Below are 17,289 nucleotides of genomic sequence, written 5' to 3' on the forward strand. Positions count from 1 at the left end.
TCGCCGGCGATGCCGACCGGGCCCGGCGCGAATGCGCGGCCCACATCCACTGGTTCGCCACGACCACAGGCATCGACGCAGCTGATCGCTGACCGCAAGATGCGACCACCTGACCTTAGGATTGGCACCATGAACTCGCAGCGCACGAAGAACATCAGGACCGTCTCCTCCCGCCTCAACTCATTCCACTCGGCCATGTACTTCTCCGAGACCGTGGGCCGGGAATATGCCAAGCACGGACTCGAACCCGGGGTCGAAGGGAATCTGGTGGCACGATCTGCCCCGATGGGTCGTGTGAACGCCGGCGTCATCAGCGCCGCCTACTACAACTACTCACATTCCTATCTCTCAACCCAGTTCCCGAAACTGTGGGACAAGGTCTCTCCCGAGACCATGGTGCAGGTGCGCTTCGATGCAGTGTCAGCCTTCATGGCCGAGCTCTTCGACGCTCGCGAGGACATCGCACTGCTCACCGAGGCGGCCACGGAGCTGGCCACGGCCATGGCCCCGGTGCTGGCGAACATGGATTTCTCGGGCCGGGCACTGGCCCAGGCTACGACAGACGCACTGGCCGCCCATCAGCCGAAGACCGCATTCGAGCAGCTGTGGAACGTGGCCACCATCGCCAGGGAATTCCGCGGCGACGGTCACGTCGCCTCGCTCGTGACTGCGGGTGTTCCAGGCATCGACGCACTTATGCTCGACGTTGCCACAGGTGCCTCCTTCAAACCGCGTGCGGCGCAGAAGACCCGCGGGTACACCGATGAGGAATGGAAGGCTGCGCAGGCGCGCCTGGCCGAAGCCGGTCTCCTCACCGTCGGTGAAGACGAACGCGGCTTCGACCTGCCTGCCATCACCGATGCAGGACGTGACCTGAAGGAACAGGTCGAGCAGCTCACCGACGGCACCGTGGCCGCCGCCTGGTCAGCATTGACCGACGAGGAGATCGAGGCACTCGTGTCTCCCAGCCGCAGTCTGATCAAGGTGCTGGCGCAGTCAGGAGCCTTCCCATCCTCGGTCTTCGCCCAGCCGGCGAAGAAGACCAGCTGAGGCGCGCCTCAGCTTCGAGCCGATGCCCGCTCCACATGTGAGCGGGCATGCTCGATCGCACTGGGCAGATCATCGAAGAGATGCCTCTTGTCCCTGAGTGCACGAAGGACCCCGACGTGCCGGAACAGATCGACGTGGGAGTCCTTGACTCCCTTGATGAGCACCGTGATCCCGCGGCGTTCGAAGGCGTGCACAACCTCGGCGAGGATGCGGGCGCCGGAGGCATCGACGAGTTCGAGCTGGGACATCCGCAGAATCACCACCACGTTTCCGTCCAGCTCCATGACTTCGTCGAAGATGCGGTCGGATGAGGCGAAGAACAGGGGCCCGTCGAAGCGCACGATCGAGATCGAGTCATCGCCGGGATGTGCGGAGGCTCCGGCGGAGACCTCTTCGATCGTGACTCCGGTCGTCTGGGAGAGGTTGCGCAGAGCAAAAGCGGCTGCCACGGCCATTCCGATTCCGACGGCGACGATGAGGTCGAAGGAGATCGTGATCAGCGCGGTGACGATGAAGCCGACGGCATCTGAGCGCGTTGAGCGCATGATGGCTCGGACCGTAGTCAGGTGAACCATCCTCACGGCGGTGACGAAGAGGACGCCGCCCAGAGCTGCGAGGGGAATCTGCCCCACCGGCGCGGCTGCGGCGAGGACGATGGCGAGCAGGACGAGGGCGTGCACGATCGATGCCAGCCTGGTGCGACCACCGGCACGGATATTGACAGAGGTGCGGGCGATCGCACCGGTGGCGGGCATGCCGCCGAAGAGTGAAGAGCCGATGGACGCGATTCCCTGTCCGACGAGCTCCCGGTCGGGACGGCAGGCACCGGAGGCCGACATCGAGGAGGCCACCCGGGCGGAGAGCAGCGATTCGATGGCGGCCAGCGCGGCGATCGTTCCCGCAGCAGGCAGCAGCCCGCCGATGGCGCCGAGGTCGATGTCGGGAATGCTGGGCAGCGGCAACGAGCGTGGAATCTCTCCGATGGTCGCGAGGGGGTTGGAAAGGAGTGCGGCAAGGACCGTGACGATGATGATGCCGACGAGCGATCCGGGGATCGAGGGATGGATCTTCGGCGCGATGACCATGCATGCGACGACGATCGCGACCGCCGTCAGCGAGTAGGGCAGATAGGACCAGTCGGCCTCGCCGATGAGCTGACCTGCCGCGACAAGTGCATTCGTGCTGTGCTCACCAGGCTGCGCATCGGTCGCCGTCGTGACGAACGGGATCTGCTGCAAGAAGATGATGGCCGCAATTCCCAGGGTGAATCCCTCGATCACTGGCCAGGGAATGAAGGAGACCGCACGTCCCAGACGCAGCAGTCCCGCGGCGACGACGATGATCCCGGCGATGAGCGTCACCGCCACCACAGCCTCGGGGCCCTGGGTGGCGACGATGGGCACGAGCACGACGGCCATGGCGCCGGTCGGTCCCGAGATCTGGACATGTGAACCGCCGAAGACCGCAGCCAGGAGGCCCGCCACGATCGCCGTGATCAGGCCCTGCTCCGCGGTGAGTCCTGAGCTCACACCGAAGCCGAGCGCCAGCGGAAGTGCGACGATGCCGACGGTGACGCCGGCGACGAGGTCCTTCGGCCACGACCGGCGGGTCTCGCTGTAGTCAGAGACGCTGGGCAGCAGTGAGCGTGCCCGTCTCAGGCCGCTGAGTACGGCCGCCGAGGCGGTGGGGGATGAGCTCATGAAGCAGACTCGCTAGCGGACGCGGGGCCGCCTGGAATCTGCGGCAGCGTCTGGGCCTCGGCCAGACGCCCCTCGTCGTCTTCGAGCATCGACAGCAGCAGTGACCGGGCCACGGAGAGCAGCTCGGCGGTGCGTCGGTCGGCCAGACGGTAGTAGACATGACTGGCCCGCCGCTCGGATTCGACCAGGCGGTGTCGGCGCAGAACGGCGAGGTGCTGGGACAGGTGGGAGGCTTCGAGCTCGGTCTCGGACTGCAGGTCGGTGACACTGACCTCCGGAGCACCGGCGAGGAGTTCGAGGATCCGAATCCGATAGGGGTGGGCCAACCCTTTGAACAGGTTCGCCTTGACCTCGTAGAGAGGGCGCTGCAGGTGACTTAGTGGCATGATGAAATCATCATTTCACATGATCGCCTGAAGTGGCGAATGGCTCTCAGGCTGATTCAGCGGGAGATGTGTGAGCCCACCTCGGCGGCGATGGACTTCGCCTCGTCCGATGTGGGTCCTTCGGCGGAGAAGACAGCCCGGCGGTAGTACTGGAGCTCCACGATCGAGTCGAGGATGTCGCCGAGTGCGCGATGGCCGCCATGCTTCTCCGGGGACTGGAAGTAGGCGCGGGGGAACCACTGCTTGCTCAGTTCCTTGATCGAGGACACGTCGATGATCCGGTAGTGGAGGTGATCGACGAGCTCGGGCATCTGCTTCGTGAGGAAGACCTTGTCGGTGCCCACTGAGTTGCCGCCCAGCGGTGCCTTGCCCGACTCCGGGACGTGCTTCTTGATGTACTCGAGCACCTGGGTCTGCGCCTCGGCGACCGTCGTGCCGGCATCGAGTTCGGTGATGAGTCCGGAGCTCGTGTGCATCTGAGTGACGAAGTCGTTCATGTTCTCCAGCGCCGCTGCGGAGGGCCTGATGACGATGTCGATGCCCTCGTCGAGGGGGGTGAGGTCGAAGTCGGTGACGACAGCCGCCACTTCGATGAGCTCGTCCCTGACTTCGTCGAGGCCGGTCATTTCACAGTCGATCCACACAATTTTGTCGTTGCTCACCAGTCCAGCTTAAGGCAGAGTGGCGGCTCTGAGCATTTCGTCTGGCTGTGCGCACCGACACACGCTGAGTACACGCACAAAACCAATGCGCGCGCAGTGACTTAAACTTGGACTGTCCCACGAGTGAACGTGGGGCCAGAAGACACTTTGTTGAGGGAAGGGTTCGTACGTGCGCTACACACTTGCTGTGATTCTCATGGTGGTGGGTGTCGTTGTCGGAGGCCTCGGTATTCTGCAGAAGACCCTGTGGGCGCCGGACGACCAGATCACCGCGACCACAGAGATCGATGCAGACACACCGGCCGTCGTCATCGACCCCGGCATGCTCAATCTCTACGAAACCCCCGCAACACTCGAAGTCAAGGGCTCGGGGGATCTCACGATCGCTCAGGCACCGGCCGAGAACGTCGAGGCCTGGGTGGGCGACTCGGCTTCGGCGCATGTGACCGGTCTGGCACCCGAGGGCAAACTGACGGTGAAGGCCCAGGACGGCAAGGCCAAGGTGCCCAACCCGGCCGGGGCGGATCTCTGGACCTCCGAAGTCACCGGAACCGACTCCGTGACCCTTGATTGGACCGACGACGCGAACCGGACAGGCTTCCTCATCGCCGGCAGCGGTGAGCCGGGCGACGTCAAGACCGTCACCATCTCCTGGCCCAGCCATGCGGAGACTCCGTGGGCAATTCCGCTGATGATCATCGGAGGCGCGTTGTTCGTCGGCGGCCTCGTCGTCCTCTTCTTCAACCGCAACAGTGCGAAGAAGGAGAAGAACCGGCGCACGGCCCGTCAGGAGCGCCGTCGCAAGTTGGCAGAATACGGAACCGCATTCGCGATCGTTCCGGTTCTGGCTCTCAGCGCCTGCGGGCCCGAAGAGCTGCCCAAGCCTGAGCCTTCGGAAGCCCCGAGCTCTGCTGCAGCCGGAGTCAATGACGACCAGGCCAAACGGATCCTCGACTCCGTGGCCGACGACATCAAAGCCGCCGACAAGGGTACAGACAGCACCGAGCTGAAGAAGAGCGCTGCAGGGCCCGCCCTGCAGCAGCGCGAGGACGCCTACAAGGTGAAGAAGAAGGTCAAGGATCAGAAGCTGCCGCCGGCAGTGGCCAACGAGAAGGTCGTCGTCAACTACACCGCGGCCACCGACTCCTGGCCGCGCATGACCAGTCTCATCACCTCGGCGGGCAAAGACACCCAGCTGCTCGTCCTGACTCAGGAAGATCCACGCTCCGATTACAAGCTGTGGTCGCAGACCCAGCTGGTCCCGGGCACGGAACTGCCGGAGATCCCCGATGCCAGGCAGGGCTCGCAGCTCCTTGATCCCAAGGCCAAGGACTTCGCGATGACACCAGAGAAGGCTGTGTCCGACTACGCGAAGGCGCTGGGCTCGGGGAAGGACTCGAAGGAAGCGAAGAAGTTCGAGTCCGATGACTTCTCGAAGTCGATCTGGAAGAACCAGCAGGCGCAGAAGCAGAGCGCAGAAGACGGCAAGGCCGAGGTCAAGTACAAGTACACGCCTGGCAAGGAGATCGTCGCGCAGGGAACTGCAGGCGATGCCGCTGTCGTCACCGGAGTCATCGAGGCCGAGTCCACGATCTCTCCGGAATCCGTTGACGGACGCACCGGAACTCTGACGCTCTCGAGCCCACAGAATGAGCTGACCGGATCCGACAGCACCCAGCAGCCGGTGACGACTAAGACGACTCAGGTCCTGACGTTCCTCGTTCCCAAGGACGGCAAGGCGCGCCTCATCGGCGGACTGGAGACTCTCAGCGGAGCCGAACTGGAATAGTCCGAACCGGAAGAATAGTCGCAGGCCCGGCGATGTTGATACGTTCTATGCTGGATGTCATCAGCTCCGCCCGAGTTTGAGAGGTCCCGACGAACGTCTGGACCGGAGAGCTCCCGACGGACGCGCACCGTAGAAATTCGCACTTCCCGTAACAAAGGAGACCACGTGTCAATGGATCCCTCGCAGGACAACACGCAGCCCAACCAAGGACTCGATCTGTCCGCGGTGCGCAGCAGAAACCTGCCACATGAGGAGCGGTCCGGTGGACAAGGACAGGCCGCCGGCGGACCTGCTGACCCGAATGCGGTTGCCGTGCCGGCGCTGACCTTCGACGTCGACGAGGCCAGCTTCACCGAGGTCGTCGCAATGTCGGATCGGGTTCCCGTCGTCATCGACCTGTGGGCGGACCGGAGTGAAGCGGCCAAGCAGCTCTCGCCGATCGTCCAGCGCGTCGTCGAATTCTTCGGCGGCCGGCTGGTCCTGGCCAGGGTCGACGTCGATGCCAATCCGCGACTGCAGCAGGCCTTCGGCGTCGAGTCGATCCCGAATATCATCGCCATCGTCAAAGGTCAGCCTGTCCCTCTGTTCCAAAGTGCACTGCCCGAGCAGCAGGTGAAGGCCTACTTCGATGAGCTGCTCAAGCTCGCCGGAGAGAACGGCGTCACCGGACACGCTGTCGTCGCCGGAGCCGAGCAGGAACCAGCAGGTCCTGCCCACCCGGAGGCCGAAGAGGCGCTGAGCCGGGGAGACTTCGACACCGCCGAGTCCCTGTTCAAGACGGCTCTGGCCGCGTCACCGGCCGATGAGGAAGCGAAGTTCGGTCTGGCCAGAGCCGGACTCGGCCGCCGTCTCATCGACGCCGATCCGAAGCAGCTCATCGCCACCGCAGATGCGAACCCGAAAGACACCGAGGCGGCCAAGGCGGCTGCCGACGCAGAGATCGTCGGAGGCAACCCGAGCAGCGCCTTCAACCGACTGATCTCGCTGATCCGCGTCAGTGCGGGCGACGAGAAGGAAGCGCTGCGACTGCGGGTTCTCGAGCTCTTCGAAGTCCTGGGTGCGGATGATCCGGCCGTGACCAAGGCACGCACAGCATTGATGAGGGCCTTGTTCTGATCCAGAGAATCCGTCTCACCACAGCCATACTGTTCGCGTTCGCAGCGGTGATCGTGGCAGTACTGGTCATCTCCGCGCTGTCCGTCGTCGGCACAGACGAGGTCACGGAGACCAAGGACTTCACGGTCAAGGACGGCGCCCACGCTGTCGTCCTCGACGAGGCGATCGTTCCCTATTCGGGCACCAACGTGACCGTTGAGGCCGCGAACGCCGACGGCAAGAAGCTGTTCGTCGGCACGGCGAACGGCGTCGACACCGACAGCATCCTCGACGGGGTGGCGCAGGAGCAGATCAGCACCGTCGAGTTCCCCAACACCGTCGAGCACCGGTTCATCCCCGGTGACGACGCTCCCGAAGCGACGCTCACCGATAGGGACTGGTGGATCAGCAAGGACACGGGAGAGAAGGTGGCGAAGACCTTCGACCTCGACGCTGACCCGCAGGTCCTGGTCATCGCCGCCGCGGACGAGGGCGAAAATCTTGATGGAACCACGGTCTCGCTGAAGATGCGAGTGGAGGGAGTCTTGGCTTTGAGCCTGGTCGGAATCGCCCTGGGCATCATCTTGGCCGGATTCGGCGCCTACTTCTTCCTGCGCTGGTTCAACGGACGCATCCGGCCCGAGAAGAAGAGGTCGGTCGCCCGAAAGACTGGTCGCGGTCCAGGCCCCGGTGCAGGTCCAGGCCCCGGCGCTGGGACTGACCCCCACGCGCCCATGACGAATACCGGCAGGGTGCGGAGCTCTCGCCTCGTGAAGAACCCTGGCGGGGCGACGACGCAGCCACCTCGGCGGCCGAACTCACGGGGCGGGCGGTCGCTGCGCATCGTCACAGCCGCGTCGCTGACTACCGGACTGGCATTGAGCGGATGCACCGCGCTGCCGGTGGCACAGCCGCACAGCCCAGACATCACGCCCTATGAGCGGTCGGCGATGCGCCCGGGTGAGGCCGGGGAATTCATGACCGCCTACACCGAATCACTCGATGAGATCCTCAACGATGGAGGCAACGACCTCGAAAAGATTCAGGGCGAGCCCCTGATCGATCGGACCCGCGCGCAGATGCAGATCGCGAAGAAGGCGAAGCAGAAGCTGCGGGCACCGAACTTCAGCGAGGTCGTCGCCGGCAGCCCGAGCTTCACCGAGTACCCGATGTGGTTCTACGCATTCGGCACCACAAAAGGGGATGCGAAGCTCACACAGGTCCAGTTGGCCACCCGAGAATCCGCCTCGACCGAGCCGATCGTGCGCACTGCCTCCTACATCCCGAGCGATCAGATGCCGACGCTGATGGCCGACGGGAACGGGGCCGTCAAGCCCGGCCCAGAGGAATTCGACAAGGAGATGACGACGACCGCGGACCAGGTCTCGAAATTCCTCGTCGACGGCAAGGCCGACGCCGCGGATGCCGATGGGCTCAAAGAAGGCGGGTTCAAGGACTTCAGGGGCTACCTGGGTGACCTGCGGGGCAAGGACTCGGGATTCGACAAGGTCGATATCTCCTGCAAGCCCTATGAGAAGCTCGACTTCACCTCGATGACCCTGAGTACCGAGCACGGTGCCATCGGAATGGGCGAGGTCCGCTGCACCCTGACGATCGAGGTCCCTGACGACTATTCGGTCGACCTTGGCGACACCATCGAAGCGGTGAAGACCAACGACAAGGATGGAAACACCGTCAAGGTCGACACCGCCCACCCATATGTGCTGATGAAGACCGGCGATGAGCTGAGCGCCGTGGCCACCGACTGGAATGTGCTGTCCTCACGCATCGAGTGACCGCAGGCCTCTTCACGCATCGAGTGACAGAACTTGGTCAGGCCCCACCGAGGTGGGGCCTGACTTCTCAGCTGGTGCGGGTTCTGCGCCCCACGAGGTAGAGCCACCACAATCCGACGAGGGGCAGGATGAGCGGGATGAACCCGTAGCCGCTGCCGAAGGATGACCACACGGAGGGCTTGGCGAAGTCCTCCGGATGGGTGAAGCTGAGGATGCCGACGATGATGACGCCTGCGAACTCGACGAGGCAGGCGCCGATCGCGATCCGGTGTGAGGCGCGGTTGCCGATGACCAGGCAGATCGTGGCCACGATGTAGATGACGGCGGCGATCACGGACAGCGAGTACGCGACCGGGGCCACGTCGAACTCACGGATGACCTGGTAGCCGGCGCGTGCGGTCGCCGAGAGCGCGAAGACCCCGTAGACGGCCGTCAGAGCCCGGCCCGGTCCGGTGTGCATCGCCGAGAACGGTGAGCGGTTGCGCTTCGCGGCCCGTTCCTGCTTCGCCGAGGCGGCCGCTGAGCGCGCACCGGCATCGTCGTTTCGCTTCTTCACTGCCAAATCTGGTCCAATCTCTCGATCATGACGATCACCGTCAGTCCTGCTGCTGCGAGGACTCCCGGCCCCCAGCGGCTCAGTTCCGCGAACGCCCAGAAGCCGGCTAGTGCCATGACGAGGATCGCGGTGATGACGTAGCCGAAGTACAGGAGCGGATCGATGCCCTGGGTCGACCCGAATGTGGCGATCGAGAGCACCAGCTGCACGATGAGCAGCAGCAGAAGCACAGCGGTCGCGCCGAGCAGCAGTTTGCCGGCGGGGCGGTTGCGAATGGTCTCGATGATCGACCAGATGGCCAGGACGGCGGATACGGCATAGAGCACGATGGTGAAAACGGTGAACACCCGGCCCAGTTTAGTCGGCGTGAACGTGGCCCCGGAACTTCAGGTGCCCGGTGGTGGCCCGGTATCGGGTGAGATGCGGCACTGATCCTGGCCGAAGTGCCCTTCACGGCCTAAAATAGGCAGAGTGCCGATTTACCTTGACCACGCAGCCACCTCGCCGATGCCGGCAGAGGTGCTCGACGTCTACACCGCTGAGCTGAGCCGACGGGCCAATCCCTCGGCCCTGCATGCCGTAGGTCAGGCCGCACGGATGCGCATCGAGACTGCCCGCGAGGACATCGCCCGAGGTGTCGGCGCCGCAACATCATCCGAGGTCATCTTCACCTCAGGCGGCACTGAAGCCGATAACTTCGCACTCAAGGGCCTCTACCTCTCGCGTAACAACTCCACCTTCGATGCACCGGTTCGCCCGCGCGTGCTCACCACGACGATCGAACATCATGCGATCCTCGACTCCGTGGAATGGCTGGCCAGTCAGGGTGCCGAGATCGTCTACCTCGACGTCGACGAAGAAGGACACCTCGACCTCGACGCGGCTCTGGCCGAACTGCGCCGCGCCCCAGAGAGCACGGCACTCATCTCCATCATGGCCGCAAACAATGAAATCGGCACCCTTCAGCCGATCGCCGAAATCGGTGCAGTCGCCAATGACCTCGGTGTTCCCTTCCACATCGATGCCGTGCAGGCTTTGGGCCAGATTCCGCTGAACTTCGCCCACCTCGGTGCCACCGCAATGTCGATCACCGCTCATAAGATCGGCGGACCCGTGGGCATCGGTGCACTGCTGCTTGATCGCGGTGCCGCCCCAGCACCGATCCTCCACGGTGGGGGACAGGAACGCGGGGTCCGCTCGGGCACACTTGACGTCGCCGGTGCCGTGGCCTTCGCCAAGGCCGTCGAACTCGCCACCGCCGACATCGAGACACGAGCCGCGCGCTTCTCATTCCTGCGCGACCGGCTCATCGCCGGCATTGAGGACACGATTGACAATGCCACATTGTCTGGTCGCCGAGGTGGGGGAAGGCTTCCCGCGAACGCGCACTTCACGTTCTCCGGATGTGAGGGCGACTCCCTGCTCTTCGGCCTCGACGCGAGAGGATTGGCGACCTCGACGGCTTCAGCCTGCTCGGCTGGGGTCTCACGTCCCTCCCATGTGCTGCTGGCCTGCGGTATGGAGGAAGACGTCGCCAGATCAGCCCAACGATTCAGCCTCGGCCACGACTCGACCGAAGAAGAGGTCGATCGTCTTCTCGAGGTTCTGCCCGAGGTCGTCGAACAAGCACACCAGGCCGGAATGGTCTCGGCCACTCCGCGCTGGATGCAAGGAGCATCATGAAAATTCTCGTCGCCATGTCCGGCGGAGTCGACTCGTCAGTCGCCGCGGCACGTGCCGTCGACGCCGGCCACGAAGTCGTCGGCGTCCACCTCGCCCTGTCCCGCATGCCCGGAACACTGCGCACAGGTTCACGCGGCTGCTGCACCATCGAAGACTCCAGGGACGCCCACCGCGTGGCCGGGATGCTCGACATCCCGTTCTACGTGTGGGACTTCTCCGAACGGTTCAAAGAGGACATCGTCGATGACTTCATCGCCGAGTATGCGGCCGGACGCACACCCAATCCGTGCATGCGCTGCAATGAGCGCATCAAGTTCGCGGCCCTCCTCGACCGTGCCCTGGCACTGGGCTTCGACGCCATCGCCACGGGCCATTACGCCGAGGTGCTGCGCGACGAGGACGGGCGACCGGAACTCCACCGCGGCGAGGATCTCGCGAAGGACCAGTCCTACGTCCTCGGTGTGCTCTCCGGCGATCAGCTCGAGCACTGCTACTTCCCGATCGGCGCGACCGCGTCGAAGGCAGAAGTCCGCGCCGAGGCTGCCGAGCGCGGATTCTCCGTGGCCAACAAGCCTGATTCCTACGACATCTGCTTCATCCCCGATGGCGACACGAAGGCGTGGCTGGCGGACAAGATCCCCATGCGCCCTGGCCTCATCAAGGACGCCGAGGGTGAGACCCTGGGCGAACACGATGGTGCGATGACCTACACCATCGGCCAGCGCAAGGGCCTGGGCATCCAGAAACCCGCGCCCGACGGCCAGCCTCGCTTCGTCACCGGACTCGACCCGGCCTCGAACACTGTCACGGTGGGCTCCCGCAGCGATCTCGGGGTCTCCCACCTGACCGGGATCCGGACCACATGGGCCGGACCGGCACCGGCAGACATCGGCAGCGAACCGGCGACCGCCATCGACTGTGAGGTCCAGATCCGGGCCCACAGCGACCCGGTTCCGGCTCGGGCCTGGCTGGGTGACTACATCTCCGAGGCACCCGAGCATGAAGTGAACCCGATCGTCGACGAGGTCGACGTGCCGGCCGCACGACCTGCTGGACAGCTCATGCACATCGACGTCGACGAGGAACTCTCCGGCGTCGCACCCGGGCAGACCATGGTCATCTACCGCGGAACCCGGGTTCTGGGCCAGGCCACCATCGATGTGACAGCCAAGGACCGCCTCGGCGTCTGAGGACAAGGTCAGCCTCGGCGTCCGGGCTGTGCTCTTCGCCCCTGCGTTAACCTGGGGGTATGAAGGAATTTCCCCAAGATGTCGTCACGGCACCTTTCGGAACCTGGTCATCTCCGCTGAGCGCTGCGGAGGTGGCTGCCGGCTCCGCACCGATCTTCGATGCCGCATTTCGCGGTGAGCACATCTACTTCTCCACGAAGGTTCCAGCGGAGAATTCCCGCACCGGCCTGATCCGGACCTCATCGTCGCATCCGGGACTGAAGGAGCAGGTGCTGCCCGCGGAGTTCAACATCAGGTCCTCCGTGCACGAATACGGGGGAGCCGCCTGGGCCCTGGACCCGAGCAGCGAGGTCATCTACTTCGTCAATGCCTCCGACCAGCGGATCTGGCAGATCATTCCGGGCAGAGCCCCACATGCGCTGACCCCGGACACCTCGGGCCGCATCCGGTACGGGGACCTGGCGATGACAAGTTGGGGTCTGCTCTGCGTGCGTGAGGACTGCCGGTCCACGCGCAGGGAACGAGCCATCGTCCTCATCACCAGGCACGGAACGACGAATGTGCTCTCGCGCCATTCCCACTTCATGGCCTGGCCCCGGCTGTCCCCGGACGGCTCCACACTGGCGTTCATCGGTTGGGAGCACCCCAACATGCCCTGGGACTCGACGAGCCTGTGGCTCATCGACGTTCGCACCCAGGACACTCCCGTCGCCGCGGTCATGCACGGACATGACGTTTCGCTCCTGCAGCCCGGTTTCACCTCGGACTCCTCGCTCATCGTCAGCTCCGACCACAACGGTCACTGGGCTCTGTACTCATTGGACTTCGAACCGATCGACTGCCTTGTTCGCGACAGACGTGTGGCTGTGAAGGACTCCGAGCAGGAGGGCGGCGTCGGTGCGGACCTCGACATCTCCGCGCTGAGACCGGCCCTCGACACCGGCGGCGAGATCGGCGGCCCGCTGTGGCAGCTGGGCACCAACTGGCATCTGAGTGACGACGAGGAGATCTGGGCCCACTCCCAGTCCGCGACCGCCTCCCTGATCAGGGCCAGGCACGACGGTGAGGCCGAGGAGATCAGACCGCAGGGGGAGCGGTTCGGCAGCCTCGAACTCCATGACCTGAGTCGCAGCCATGTTCTCCTGACCGGGAAGTCCGCGGACTCGACCGGAGCCCTGTATGCCGTGGACCGGGCCAGCGGAACCTTCATTGAGATCGCCCAGGAACGCCTCGATGCTCATCAGGACTACTATTCACGCCCCCGCACCCGGGAGCTCGGCGGCGTCCCCGTCGTCATCCACCCACCGCACAACCCGCGCTTCACCGCCCTCGACCGTGAACTTCCGCCCTATGTGATCTCCATCCACGGCGGACCGACTGGTCAGGCGACCCCTGACATGTCGGCCCGGTCCAGTTACTTCACCTCCCGAGGAATCGGCGTGATGGAGGTCAACTACGGCGGCTCGACCGGATACGGGCGCAAATGGCGCAACCGCCTACGCGGACAGTGGGGGCTCGTCGACGTCTCCGACACCCTCGCCGCCCTCGAAGCTCTTGTGGCCGAGGGGCTGGCCGACCCTCACCGCATCGCGATCTCCGGGGCCTCGTCCGGTGGATGGACCGTGCTGTCGGCGCTGGCCTCATCAGAGGCATTCGCCTGCGGCACCTCCTATTTCGGGGTCACCGATCTGATGCGCTTCGTCGTCGACACCCACGACTTCGAGAGGCATTACATCGACGGGCTGGTCGGCCCATGGCCGGAGGCACAGGACGCCTACATCACTCGCTCACCGATTCGACGGACGAGTCAGATCAACGTTCCGGTGGCCATCATGCAAGGCGATCGGGACCCGATCGTACCGCCCAGTCAGGCCCAAGAGTTCGTCGATATGTTGGAACTGACCGGAGTGGAGTACATTTACCGTCTGTACAAGGGCGAATCCCACGGATTCGTCCGCGCCGAAACCATCATCGATTCCCTGGAAAGCGAGTTCGGGTTCTATGCCGACGTCTTCGGAATCCCACGCAGCCGCAACCATGGCTGAACAAGTCGAGGCTCCAACCGCCCTCGGCCCGGCAGGCACGACCACCGGAGTCTGGATCCCCGGCCCCAGAGCCGAGACCGGGCCCGGCTCCATGTCCGGTGCTTCTGGATACATCGCGAACAGCCCTGTTCGTGAGGCGGCCGCGGCGGCCTTCACCCACCTCGGTGAGCAGCTGCCACCGGTGCCGCTGAGCGCCCACCGAGCCGAGGACCGGTGGGGCGCCGACGCGATCGGCCGTGCAGTCGGGCTGCTGACCGACCTCCACGTCGACCGGGCCTCCTTCGGCTGGCGACTGACGAGCGCAGCGGGGAGAGACGAACGACTCGAGTCCTCGGCACTGAGTGAGGCCTTCGACGCCATCGCCGAATACGGGGACGGCTACACCGGTGGGGTCCAGATCTCCCTGCCGGGGCCCTGGACCCTGGTCACCGCGCTGAGCCTGACATCCGGGGCCCCTGTGCTCGGCGACCTCGGCGCTCGCCGCGATGTCATCCAGGCCTATGCCTTCGGTCTTGCCGCCTTCGCCGACAAACTCTCGACACTCGGCATGCAGCCCGTGATCCGCCTCGTCGAGACCCGCCTGCATCCGGTGCTCACGGGCACATGGCCAACGGTCTCCGGCTGGGCCACCCTGCCCGCGGTCAACGAGACCCAGGTCTACGCTGCCCTGCAGTCGACGCTGCGCCACCTGCCTCCGGTTCTGCTCAGCCTCCCCGACTTCGACCCTCTGCAGCTGCAAGGTAAGGAGATCACCGCCGCCGAGGTGGTCCGCAACTCCGGTGCCACCGCCGTGTCAGTGCCGTTGGCTAGCCTGAAGGCACAGGGTTGGGAACAGCTGGCCATCGTCTCCGAAACCGGGATCGGGACCTGGATGGGCCTGCCGCCTGCCGCAGGTTCGAGACCGCAGGAGGTCAAGCATTGGCTGAACCGGATCAAGACGCCGTGGAACCGCATCGGCATGAGTGCGAAGAGTCTGCGCGATTTCGGAGTCCTCGCAGGCGAAGAGCTTCCGATGACCTATCCGCCCCTGCTGACCTCGGTCGAAGGGGACGGTGCGAAGAACATCAGCACGGGAACGATGATGATCGCCGCAGGCCTGCGGCGCGCCTTTGAGGAGATCGAATGACCGCAACGCCCGACGAGTCCGACCGCTCCGCGAGTGCAGGGGCCACTGCGAACTCAGATCTGTCGGATGCCACCGCCCGTGCTCAGGCGCATGCTGATCTCGTCGAGAAGATCGAAGCTCAGCGCGCCGCCTACTACACGGATGATTCGCCGCTCGTCTCCGATGCCGAATACGACGAACTCGTCCACAGTCTCGAAGACCTCGAGGAGAAGTTCCCCGAACTCGTCACAGACTCGTCACCGACGCAGACCGTCGGCGGCAGCGTCGACACCTCGACCTTCGATCCGGTCGAGCACATCGGTCGGATGTACAGCCTCGACAATGTATTCGACTTCGAGGAGCTGAGGGGATGGTATGACCGAGTCCGCGCGGCCACCTCGGCGAGGTCGAAGTTCCTCTGCGAACTCAAGATCGACGGACTCGCCGTCAACCTCCTCTACCGCAACGGCGAACTCGTTCGCGCCGCCACCCGCGGCGACGGCCGCATCGGAGAGGACATCACCGCCAATGTCCGCACCATCTCCGATATCCCCGATCATCTCGACACCGACTACCCACCCGCCGAGGTCGAGATCCGCGGCGAGGTGTTCTTCCCGCTGGAGAAGTTCACCGAACTCAATGCCGCCCTCGTCGAGGAGGGCAAGGCCCCGTTTGCGAACCCCCGCAACTCCGCCGCGGGATCCCTGCGCCAGAAGGACCCAGCCGTCACCGCTGTGCGACCCCTGCACATGCTCGTCCACGGCATCGCCGTATGGACCCCGGCCGATGATTCGCATCCTGAACCTGCTCACCAGTCCGAGGTCTACGAGCAGTTCCGGTCATGGGGCCTGCCCATCAGCGAATACTTCAAGGTTCTTGAGACGGTCGATGAGATCGAGGAATTCATCACCTACTACGGTGAGCACCGCCACGATGTCACCCACGAGATCGACGGCATCGTCATCAAGATCGACGACATCGCCGTCCAGGAGACCCTGGGCTACACCTCACGCGCGCCGAGGTGGGCGACGGCCTTCAAATACCCACCCGAAGAGGTTACGACGAAGCTGCTCGACATTCAGGTCCAGGTGGGCCGGACCGGTCGAGTCACCCCGTTTGCTGTGATGGAGCCGGTCACCGTCGCCGGATCCACGGTGGAGCGAGCGACCCTGCACAACGGCTACGAGGTCACCCGCAAGGGAGTGCTCATCGGTGACACGGTCACCCTGCGCAAGGCCGGTGATGTCATCCCAGAAGTCCTCGGCCCGGTGGTCGCTCAGCGCGACGGCAGCGAATACGAGTTCGTCATGCCCACCCACTGTCCCTCCTGCGGAACCGAGCTGGGGGAGCAGAAAGCAGGAGACAAGGACAAACGCTGCCCGAACTCCCGGTCATGCCCCGCACAGCTTGCCAACCGCATCTTCTACCTGGCATCCCGCGCCGCCTTCGACATCGAAGCCCTGGGCGAAGAGGCGGCGCTGGCCCTGACCGCTCCGGCCGAGCCTGAGCAGCCTCCACTGACGTCTGAGGCATTCCTCTTCGACCTCACTGCCGACGACTTGGCCGATGTGAAGATCTGGCGGAACAAGAAGGTCAAAGGGGTGGAGACAGGGGAGCGTGAACTCGTGCCCTACTTCTACACGCGAGCTGCCGCGAAGAAGCCGAGTGCCCCGAGCGCCAATACGACAAAGCTCTTCGAGGAACTCGCCAAAGCCAAAGATCAGGACCTGTGGCGAGTCCTCGTCGCACTCTCGATCAGGCACGTCGGTCCGACCGCAGCACGCACCCTGGCCGCACACTTCCGGACACTCGAAGCGATCCGGGCCGCTGAGCTCGAAGAGCTCTCAGCCGTCGACGGCATCGGATCGACGATCGCGGCGAGCATCCGCGATTGGTTCGCCGTTGACTGGCACATCGAGATCGTCGAAGCTTGGGCCGCCGCCGGAGTCCGGATGGAGGACGAGGCACAGGAAGCAGGCGCGCAGACCTTGGAAGGTCTCACGATCGTGGCCACCGGCTCTCTGAGCACATTCACGCGTGACGGTATCAAGGAGGCGATCCTCTCCGCCGGTGGCAAGGCGGTCAGCTCGGTGTCGAAGAAGACCGACTATGTGGTGGCGGGTGAGAACGCAGGGTCGAAGCTGGACAAAGCCGAATCACTGGGAGTCAGGGTCCTCGACGAGGACACATTCCGCACGCTCCTGGAGACCGGCAGTGTGGACTGATCGGCCA

Annotated in this window: 14 protein-coding genes; 9 read left to right on the plus strand and 5 right to left on the minus strand. The window is 64.5% G+C overall.

The genetic code is table 11. The features are described 5' to 3' along the window. Positions 1-129 precede the first annotated feature (129 nt). Positions 130-1,050, plus strand: a complete 921-nt coding sequence (locus FO013_RS09935) for an SCO6745 family protein (RefSeq protein WP_143922401.1) — start codon at positions 130-132, stop codon at positions 1,048-1,050. 8 nt (positions 1,051-1,058) lie between these two features. Here FO013_RS09935 and FO013_RS09940 read toward each other — a convergent pair whose 3' ends face one another. From FO013_RS09940 to orn, 3 genes are read right to left on the minus strand one after another with little or no spacing between them, the layout of a single operon-like run. Next, positions 1,059-2,750: a SulP family inorganic anion transporter gene (locus tag FO013_RS09940; RefSeq protein WP_143922402.1), complete on the minus strand. Its 1,692-nt coding sequence runs from the start codon at positions 2,748-2,750 to the stop codon at positions 1,059-1,061. Next, complete coding sequence (locus FO013_RS09945; protein ID WP_143922403.1) at positions 2,747-3,136, minus strand: ArsR/SmtB family transcription factor; 390 nt, start codon at positions 3,134-3,136, stop codon at positions 2,747-2,749. The genes FO013_RS09940 and FO013_RS09945 overlap by 4 nt, the downstream gene beginning before the upstream one ends. A gap of 56 nt (positions 3,137-3,192) precedes the next feature. Beyond that, positions 3,193-3,798 (minus strand): oligoribonuclease, encoded by a 606-nt coding sequence (gene orn / locus FO013_RS09950; RefSeq protein WP_143922404.1) that lies wholly within the window; start codon positions 3,796-3,798, stop codon positions 3,193-3,195. Between the two features lie 169 nt (positions 3,799-3,967). On the opposite strand from orn, the gene FO013_RS09955 reads away from it, so the two are divergent. The 3 genes from FO013_RS09955 to FO013_RS09965 all read left to right on the plus strand — a co-directional run bounded on the left by FO013_RS09955 (position 3,968) and on the right by FO013_RS09965 (position 8,478). Further along, on the plus strand, positions 3,968-5,587 hold the full coding sequence (locus FO013_RS09955) for a hypothetical protein (RefSeq protein WP_143922405.1): 1,620 nt from the start codon (positions 3,968-3,970) through the stop codon (positions 5,585-5,587). A gap of 171 nt (positions 5,588-5,758) precedes the next feature. Next, the gene (locus FO013_RS09960; RefSeq protein ID WP_143922637.1) at positions 5,759-6,703 is read left to right on the plus strand and encodes a tetratricopeptide repeat protein; all 945 of its coding nucleotides are present in this window, start codon (positions 5,759-5,761) and stop codon (positions 6,701-6,703) included. 53 nt (positions 6,704-6,756) lie between these two features. Continuing rightward, positions 6,757-8,478: a hypothetical protein gene (locus FO013_RS09965; protein ID WP_143922406.1), complete on the plus strand. Its 1,722-nt coding sequence runs from the start codon at positions 6,757-6,759 to the stop codon at positions 8,476-8,478. 67 nt (positions 8,479-8,545) lie between these two features. On the opposite strand, the gene FO013_RS09970 is transcribed toward FO013_RS09965, so the two are convergent. Together FO013_RS09970 and FO013_RS09975 are read right to left on the minus strand one after the other, a co-directional pair. Next, positions 8,546-9,040, minus strand: a complete 495-nt coding sequence (locus FO013_RS09970; RefSeq protein ID WP_395949581.1) for a hypothetical protein — start codon at positions 9,038-9,040, stop codon at positions 8,546-8,548. Beyond that, positions 9,031-9,381 (minus strand): hypothetical protein, encoded by a 351-nt coding sequence (locus tag FO013_RS09975; RefSeq protein WP_143922408.1) that lies wholly within the window; start codon positions 9,379-9,381, stop codon positions 9,031-9,033. The genes FO013_RS09970 and FO013_RS09975 overlap by 10 nt, the downstream gene beginning before the upstream one ends. A gap of 124 nt (positions 9,382-9,505) precedes the next feature. Between FO013_RS09975 and FO013_RS09980 the strand changes: the two genes are divergently transcribed. Genes FO013_RS09980 through ligA form a run of 5 tightly spaced genes read left to right on the plus strand, consistent with a single transcriptional unit; the run spans position 9,506 to position 17,282 of the window. Beyond that, on the plus strand, positions 9,506-10,717 hold the full coding sequence (locus FO013_RS09980) for a cysteine desulfurase family protein (RefSeq protein ID WP_143922409.1): 1,212 nt from the start codon (positions 9,506-9,508) through the stop codon (positions 10,715-10,717). Further along, positions 10,714-11,907 (plus strand): tRNA 2-thiouridine(34) synthase MnmA, encoded by a 1,194-nt coding sequence (gene mnmA, locus FO013_RS09985; RefSeq protein WP_143922410.1) that lies wholly within the window; start codon positions 10,714-10,716, stop codon positions 11,905-11,907. The genes FO013_RS09980 and mnmA overlap by 4 nt, the downstream gene beginning before the upstream one ends. 59 nt (positions 11,908-11,966) lie before the next feature. Continuing rightward, positions 11,967-13,952: a S9 family peptidase gene (locus FO013_RS09990; protein WP_143922411.1), complete on the plus strand. Its 1,986-nt coding sequence runs from the start codon at positions 11,967-11,969 to the stop codon at positions 13,950-13,952. Then, entirely contained in the window at positions 13,945-15,078 is a 1,134-nt protein-coding gene (locus tag FO013_RS09995) for a hypothetical protein (RefSeq protein WP_143922412.1), read from the plus strand. The genes FO013_RS09990 and FO013_RS09995 overlap by 8 nt, the downstream gene beginning before the upstream one ends. Then, positions 15,075-17,282, plus strand: a complete 2,208-nt coding sequence (gene ligA / locus FO013_RS10000) for an NAD-dependent DNA ligase LigA (RefSeq protein WP_143922413.1) — start codon at positions 15,075-15,077, stop codon at positions 17,280-17,282. The genes FO013_RS09995 and ligA overlap by 4 nt, the downstream gene beginning before the upstream one ends. The last annotated feature ends 7 nt before the right edge of the window (positions 17,283-17,289 follow it).

The sequence above is a fragment of the Brevibacterium aurantiacum genome (genome assembly GCF_007558825.1).
GTDB classification, from domain to species: Bacteria; Actinomycetota; Actinomycetes; order Actinomycetales; family Brevibacteriaceae; genus Brevibacterium; species Brevibacterium aurantiacum_A.